This is a genomic window from Mycobacterium sp. RTGN5, from assembly GCF_033804465.1.
Classification (GTDB): Bacteria; Actinomycetota; Actinomycetes; order Mycobacteriales; family Mycobacteriaceae; genus Mycobacterium.
Genome location: NZ_JAPZLA010000003.1, coordinates 669,802 through 677,587, shown reverse-complemented (window position 1 = coordinate 677,587; position 7,786 = coordinate 669,802). Strand labels below are relative to the sequence as shown.

Sequence of the window (7,786 nt, the reverse complement as noted above, 5' to 3'; positions counted from 1 at the left end):
ACAACAGCATTCGCCCACACCGGCGGCACCGAAACCATCACCTTCACCGCCACCGACAGCTACGGCGCCACCACCCAGACCCCCGTCACCGTCGCCACCGCACCCATCAACGCTGGACCCGGCCTGACCACCAACCTCGGGACCGCCGACGTCGCCACCGGCACACGCAAGATCACCGTCACGGCCGCTGACCCCGACGGCGATCCCGTCACCATCACCACATCGACAGCCGCACACGGCACCCTGGTCAACAACAACGACGGCACCTACACCTACACGCCCACAACAGCATTCGCCCACACCGGCGGCACCGAAACCATCACCTTCACCGCCACCGACAGCTACGGCGCCACCACCCAGACCCCCGTCACCGTCGCCACCGCACCCATCAACCACGCTCCGACCGTGACAGTCACAACAGGAAACACGAACGCCGCCAACGGTGTTCGCATCCTCACCGTCGCGAGCAGCGACCCTGACGGCGACCCCGTCACCGTCGCCGTGGCCACCTCCCCCAGCAACGGCAATCTCACCGTCCTGACCGCCGCGGACAAGCTTGCGCTGGGCATCGATCCCACCGCCGCGGCCTACCGCTACACCCCCGACGCCGCCTTCGCCCACACCGGCGGCACCGACACCATCACCTTCGGCGCCACCGACAGTTACGGCACGGGCACCACCAGCGACGTCACGGTCACCGTCGCCGCGATCAACCACGCTCCCTCAATAACGTTGAACGCCACCAGCATTACGGTGGACCCGAACACCGGCGCCCGGGTGTTCGTGGTGACGCCGAGCGACCCCGACGGCGACCCCGTCACCGTGACAGCCACCGCCTCCCTCAGTCAGGTAACCGTGACTGCCTTGACCGCAGCCCAAAAGGCTGCGTTCGGCATCGCGGCCAACGCCGCGGCCTACCAGGTGACCCCTGACGCCGCCCTCGCTCACACCGGCGGCGCGGGCACGATCACCTTCCTCGCCACCGACAGCTACGGCGCCACCGCCCAGACGCCCGCAACCTTCACGGTCGCGCCGATCAACCACCCGCCCACGGTGACCGTCGCCAGCGGCCCGGTAAACCCGGCAACAGGCAGCCGACTCTTCATCGCCGCGGCCAGCGACCCCGACGGGGACCCGGTCACCGTCGCCGTGGCCACCTCCCCCAGCAACGGCAATCTCACCGTCCTGACCGCCGCGGACAAGCTTGCGCTGGGCATCGATCCCACCGCCGCGGCCTACCGCTACACCCCCGACGCCGCCTTCGCCCACACCGGCGGCACCGACACCATCAGCTTCGGCGCCACCGACAGCCTCGGCGCCACCACCACCAGCGACGTCACAGTCACCGTCGCGCCGATCAACCACGCTCCGACCGGCGCCCTCAATGTCGTGGCGGCCAACCCGGGCACCGGCGTGCGGCTGATGGTGCTGAACCTCGCCGACCCCGACGGCGACCCGGTGTCCGTCGCGGTCACCAACGCCCCTGACCACGGCACCCTGACCGTTCTGACCGCCGCCGAGAAAGCCGCAGTCGGCCTCCCCACCAACGCCGCGGCCTACCGCTACACCCCCGACGCCGACTTCGCCCACACCGGTGGCACCGACATCGTGACGGTCACCGCCACCGACAGCTACGGTGCCACCACCGACATCACCCGCGCGATCACCGTGGCACCGAGCAACCGCGCCCCGACCATAACCGTCAATGTCGGGCCCCCCAACCCGGTCGACGGCGCCCGATGGATCATCCTGAACCTCGCGGACCCCGATGGTGATCCGGTGTCTGCGACGGTCACCGGCGGCCCCAATCACGGCACGCTCACGGCATTGACCGCCGCCGAGCGGACCATGCTCGGGCTCGCGAGTACCGCCGCGGGCTACCGCTACACCCCCGACGCGGCCTACGCCCACACCGGCGGCGGCACGGACTCGGTGACATTCGCCATCGCCGACGGCTACGGCCCCGACGTCGTCAGCCAGGTGGGCCTCACCGTGGCGGCGATCAATCACGCGCCGACGATGGGCATCACCATCGGCCCGGCCAACTCCGGAACCCGCGCGCGCTTGATCACGGTGTCCGTCGCCGACGTTGACAACGACTCGGCGACAGCCGTCCTCACCGCCGGCCCCAACCACGGCACTCTGACCAATAACGGTGACGGGACTTACACCTACGCCCCCGACACCGCGTACGCCGGCGGTCCGGAAACCATCACCTTCACCGCCACCGACAGCCTCGGCGCCACGAGAACGACCCCCACCACCTTCACCGTGTCCGCTATTGGGGCTACCGCCGACGTAACCAATGGCCTGCCGCCCTCGGCCTTCACCCCCATTGCCACGTCCGGGGCGACCAACAGCCCGAGCAGCGAAACTGTCGACAAAGCTTTTGACGGTTCGGCCGCGACGAAATATCTCAACTTCGCCGGTGCGGGATCAGGAGTCGCGATCGACCTCGGGGCAGGCAACGACCGGGCGGTGAACGGCCTCGGCCTCACCACCGCGGTTGACGCACCCGAGCGCGATCCGGCCTCCTACGCACTGTACGGCGGCTCGTCTGATGGAACGACCTTCACCCTGATCTCATCAGGAGTGCTCGCGCCGCCGGCCACCCGACAGGCGGCATACCCCGACGTCTCATTTGTCAACGACACGGCTTACCGCTACTACCGGTTGGTCTTCCCAACGCTTCGCGCCGGGGCAGTTCCCGTCCAGGTCGCTGAGATCCGGCTTGCGTACACGGGGCCCGCCGTCGTGTGATCCCGCGCGGCCCGGGCCTAACTCGGCTGCGCCGCGCGCCTATTCGGATCGTGCACGTCGACACCGTCGTCGAGCCAGGCCTGCCGCATGGCCTCGGCGCCCTTGAGTCGCACCCACGCCGCCTCCGTCTGGGTGACCGGTATTGCCGCCAGGAAGTGAACCGGGTCCCGGGGCGCTTCCAGCGGCAGGTCGGCAATGGCCGAATCACCAAGCAACACAGCGGTGAACGCGGCGCCATCCCATAGCGGCGCGGACAGGTCGATCAGCGCATCGGCGACCAGCACCACACCTTCCACCGCAGGCGTCGCCGCCACCACGGCCAGGCTGCGGGCCAGACCCGGCGTGGGTGTGGCGGTGCGCAGGCTCAGCACGACCTCGGCCCGCGGGCCCAGCAGCGGGTCGGCCACGCCTGCTGTCGGCTCGGCCATCGGGTGCCGTGAACAGCCAAGCGTCACATAGTGGGCCACGCCGTGGGGGTCCGGCCCGAATCGCAACACTTCGAGGCGTTCGAGTCCCAGGAATGTCACACTCGCCGAAGCCGGTTCGGCATCGAATCCGGCCTCGGTGAAGTGGCCGCGCACGTGGGCGCGGACCGGATCCAGGGGCTGACTCACTTAGGCCGGCGGCGGGATCGTCAGGTTCACACCGCTGTCGGCGTCGAAGATATGCAGCTTGGTGGTGTCGAACGCCAACTCGACGGTCTGCCCGATCGCGACCTTGGACTCCGCGGAAAGCCTTGCCACGAACTCATTCTCAGCGGCGCCGGACTCCGCGGCCAACTCCGCCAGTTGAGCCGACTTCGCGCCGTCGCCCGAGGTCGCGAAATACACGTACTTGTCGGCCCCCAGCGACTCGACAAGGTCGACTTTCACCTCGAAGGTCAGCGCGCGGATGCGCTCATACGCGTCGAGCAGCCCGGCATCCTCGAAGTGTTCGGGGCGCACCCCGACAATGACGTTGGTGGCCTTGGGATGCTGGCCGACCACATCCTGGATCTCCTGACTCAGCGTCACTTCGCCGAACGGCAGTTGCAGCCCCATATCGGTGAGCGATGCCGGGAAGAAGTTCATTGCCGGTGAGCCGATGAACCCGGCGACAAACAGGTTCGCCGGCCGTTCGTAGAGGTCCTCCGGGGTACCGATCTGCTGTGCCTCGCCGGCGCGCAGCACCACGACCCGGTCGCCGAGGGTCATCGCCTCGGTCTGGTCGTGCGTGACGTACACGGTGGTGGTGCCCAGCCGGTTCTGCAGCCGCGCGATCTCGCCGCGCATCTGGACGCGCAACTTGGCGTCGAGGTTGCTCAGCGGCTCGTCCATCAGGAACGCCTTGGGCTGGCGGACGATCGCGCGGCCCATCGCCACGCGCTGGCGCTGACCGCCGGACAACTGCGAGGGCTTGCGGTCCAGAAGTTCGGACAGGTCAAGGATTTTCGCTGTCTCCTCGACCTTCTGGGCGATCTCGGCCTTGCTCAGCTTGGCCAGCGTCAGCGGGAACGCGATGTTCTGCCGAACCGTCATGTGCGGGTACAACGCGTAGGACTGGAAGACCATCGCGATATCGCGGTCGCGGGGTGCCTTCTCGTTGACCCGGCTACCGCCGATGCGCAACTCCCCGGAGCTGATGTCCTCCAGCCCGGCGATCATGTTGAGGGTGGTCGACTTACCGCAGCCGGACGGGCCGACGAGGATGACGAACTCACCGTCGGCAATCGTCAGACTCAGGTCGTTCACGGCGACCGCACCGTCCGGGTAATTCTTGGTGACGTGGTCCAGAACTATCTCGGCCATCGAAATCCTCGCTACCCCTTCACCGCGCCGGAGGTCAGTCCGGCCACGATCCGTCGTTGGAAGATGAGAACGAACACGATGATCGGAACCGTGATCACCATTGCGCCCGCGGCAATCGAACCGGTCGGCTCCTCGAATTGCGAACTGCCGGTGAAGTTCGCGATAGCCACCGGCGCGGTGATCGCGGCATTGGTGGCCGTCAGCGACAGCGCGAGCAGCAGGTCGTTCCAGGCGAAGATGAACACCAGGATGGCCGCCGTCACGATGCCCGGCGCCGCCAGCGGCGCAATCACCCGGCGAAACGCCTGAGCCGGTGTCGCGCCGTCCATCTTGGCGGCCTTCTCCAGATCCCAGGGGATCTCCCGGAAGAACGCGGACAGGGTGTAAATCGCCAGCGGCAGCGCGAATGTGATGTAGGGGATGATCAACCCCGGCCAGGTGTCGAACAATCCGAGCCGGCGCTCGATGTTGAACAGCGGTGTCACCAGCGAGATCTGGGGGAACATCGCGATCAGGAGTGCCGCGCCGATCAGCGCCTTCTTCCCCCTGAACTCCAGGCGGGCCACGGCGTAGGCTGCCATTCCGCCGATGACCACCGCGATCACTGTGGTGATGAGCCCGATACCGATCGAGTTGATCAGCGCGGAACTGAATGCGTCGCCGCTGAAGATGCCCTTGTAGTTGTCGAAGGTGATCTGTGACGGAATCAGCTTGCCGTCCTTGACCGTTGACGTGGGCTTGAGCGACAGGCTCAGGATCCACAGCACCGGGAAGAGCGCGTAGATCACCACCAGCGCATCGATGACGACCCAGCTCACCGCCCGTCTGGCGCCAACCCGCTCGGTCATAGTCAGCGCACCTCGGTGTCGGTGCCCGGCGCCGACGCACCGAACAGCTTGATGTAGATGAACGCGATGACGGCCACCGTCAGGAACACCAGCACACTGATCGCCGAGCCCAGCCCGATGTTGAAGGCCTTGAACAGGTTGTCGTAGCCCAGGATCGACACCGATGCGGTGTCGTTGGCCCCGCCGGTGAGCACATAGATGTTGTCGAAGATGCGGAACGCGTCGAGCGTGCGGAACACCAGGGCCACCAGGATCGCCGGTTTGATCAACGGCAGCGTCACCTTGGTCAGCCGTGTCCAGGGGCCGGCCCCGTCCACCTCGGCGGCCTTGAGCAGATCCTCGGGCACCAGCGCCAAACCGGCGAGCAACAGCAGCGCCATGAACGGCGTGGTCTTCCAGACTTCGGCGAGGATGATGATCGCGAGCGACGGAATCTGTTGCGTCAGTGGCGCACTGCCGTCAGGCAACAGGTTGGCAAGATAACCGGTGCCCGGCGTCCATGCGTAGTACCAGCTGTACGAGGCGGCGACGGTGACGATGCCGTACGGGATGAGGATCGCGGTCCGCACCAGCCCTTTGCCGAAGATGGTGCGGTGCATGACAAGTGCCAGCGCCATGCCGAGTACGAACTCGATGGCCACCGAGATCACCGTGATGACTGCGGTGACGACGAACGCCGTCCACCAGTACTTGTCGCTCAAGATGGTCTGGTAGTTCTCGAACCAGATGAACTTCGTGTCGGCCGGGCTGGCGAGGTTGTAGCGCTGCAGGCTGAGCCAAAGGGCGTACACGATCGGGTATGCGGTCACCGCGAGCATCAGCACGACGGCGGGCGTGATCAGCAGATAGGCCAGCTTGCGCTGGGACCGGCGATCGTCGCTGCGGGCCGCTGCCGTCGTGGCGGTCATGGGATCAGCCCCTTGCCGTCGATCGCCTTCTGCACCTGCACCGTGAGCTCATCCGCGGTCTTCTCCGGGTCGATCTGGGTGATCGGGGCGAGCGTGGCCGAGATACGCGTCGACACCGCCTGATAGTTCGGCGTCGCCGGGCGTACCGCCGCGGTGGTCAGCTGGTCGCGGATGATCTCGTACTGCGGATATTTCTTCTGGAACTCGGGATCGGAGTACAGCGACGTCCGCACCGCGGGCAGCCCGCCTTCGATCGAGGTGTACTTCTGGTTCTCCAGATTCCGGATGCAACGGACGGCTTCGAACGCCTCAGCCGGATGACGGGTGGTCTTTGCCACCGCGATATTGAGGCCGCCCAGCGTGACCCGGGTGGGCTGACCCGGGATCACGCCCGGGTACGGCGCGAACCCGAACACCTCCTTGGAGGCGTCGAAGGCGACGGTGAATTGGTCGTCGGTCGGCGAGAAGGTGCCGGCATCGTTGATGCTGCCCGCCAGTTCCGGCTTCTGGTTCAGCGGCAGGAACGGGACGCCACCCTTGACGGCGTTCTCCAGCATCGAGGCGAACACGAACGGCCAGTTGACCTCCAGCGCCGCCTTGCCCTGCTCGAGGGCCAGTCGCGCGGTGCCCTCGTCGGTCTGGGTAACCGACGGATCGGCTCCCGGCGCGGTGGCCACCGCCTTGATGATGCTCAGGGCCTTGATCGTCGCTGCCCGGTGCTTAGCGGTGTCAGTCAAGGTGACCCGTTTACCGTCATCGGAAAGCACCTGTCCCCCAGCGCTTTCCAGCAAAGTGTTGAACCATACGACCAGGCCCTCGTACTGCTTGGCCTGCACCGCGATCCAGCTGGGCTTGCCCTCGGCGTGCAGGCGGGTGGCTTCGGCCACCATGCCGTCCCAGGTGTCCGGCGGCGGGGCAACCAAATCTGCTCGGTACCACAGTAATTGAGTGTTGGTCGTGACCGGGGCGGCGAAGATTTTGTCCTGCCATTTGGCGGTTTCCAGCGGCCCGGGCAGCGTGTTGTCCGTCGCGTCCGCCTCGGCCTGTCCGGCAGGATCGTCGGACAACGGCAACGCCCAGCCGGCCTCGGCGAACTCCGCGGTCCACACCACGTCCAGCGCCATCAGATCGAGCGTGCGGTCATTTCCGGTCAGTCTGCGCGCCAGCTGCAGCCGCTGGTCGTCGGCAGCCTTGGGCAGGCTGCGCTGTTCGATGCGAAACCGCCCGCCGAGTTCGTCGTTGCATCGCTTGGCGACGGCGGTGAAAGTCGCGGTCTCGCTGGCCGGTGTGTAGAAGCTGACGACGACGCCGTGTTCACCGGAGCCGCACGACGACACCGTCGAAACGCCTACCAGAGCGGCGATCGCGACCGCACCCACCCGCCGAGCGCGTGCGCCTGGGCTTGCCACGCAACCGCCTCCCGTCTTCTCGACTCGTGGCGCATCGGCCCGCGCTTCGGGGCACGTTGCATCACGGCAGGGCA

6 protein-coding genes are annotated in these 7,786 nt (G+C 66.9%); 1 reads left to right on the top strand and 5 read right to left on the bottom strand.

What is annotated here, in order from left to right; genetic code table 11:
- Positions 1-2,760: beta strand repeat-containing protein (locus SLQ31_RS20255; protein WP_319435803.1), on the top strand; the 2,760-nt coding region annotated here is incomplete at its 5' end.
- 17 nt (positions 2,761-2,777) lie between these two features.
- Here SLQ31_RS20255 and SLQ31_RS20250 read toward each other — a convergent pair.
- From SLQ31_RS20250 to SLQ31_RS20230, 5 genes are read right to left on the bottom strand one after another with little or no spacing between them, the layout of a single operon-like run.
- On the bottom strand, positions 2,778-3,374 hold the full coding sequence (locus SLQ31_RS20250) for a suppressor of fused domain protein (protein WP_319435802.1): 597 nt from the start codon (positions 3,372-3,374) through the stop codon (positions 2,778-2,780).
- Positions 3,375-4,547 carry a sn-glycerol-3-phosphate ABC transporter ATP-binding protein UgpC gene (locus SLQ31_RS20245; protein ID WP_319435801.1) on the bottom strand — a complete coding sequence of 391 codons (1,173 nt, stop codon included), beginning with the start codon at positions 4,545-4,547 and terminating at the stop codon, positions 3,375-3,377.
- Positions 4,548-4,558: 11 nt separating this feature from the next.
- On the bottom strand, positions 4,559-5,395 hold the full coding sequence (locus SLQ31_RS20240; protein ID WP_319435800.1) for a carbohydrate ABC transporter permease: 837 nt from the start codon (positions 5,393-5,395) through the stop codon (positions 4,559-4,561).
- A 2-nt stretch (positions 5,396-5,397) separates the two neighbouring features.
- Positions 5,398-6,303 (bottom strand): sugar ABC transporter permease, encoded by a 906-nt coding sequence (locus tag SLQ31_RS20235; protein WP_319435799.1) that lies wholly within the window; start codon positions 6,301-6,303, stop codon positions 5,398-5,400.
- Complete coding sequence (locus SLQ31_RS20230; protein ID WP_319435798.1) at positions 6,300-7,712, bottom strand: ABC transporter substrate-binding protein; 1,413 nt, start codon at positions 7,710-7,712, stop codon at positions 6,300-6,302. The genes SLQ31_RS20235 and SLQ31_RS20230 overlap by 4 nt, the downstream gene beginning before the upstream one ends.
- Between the last annotated feature and the right edge of the window lie 74 nt (positions 7,713-7,786).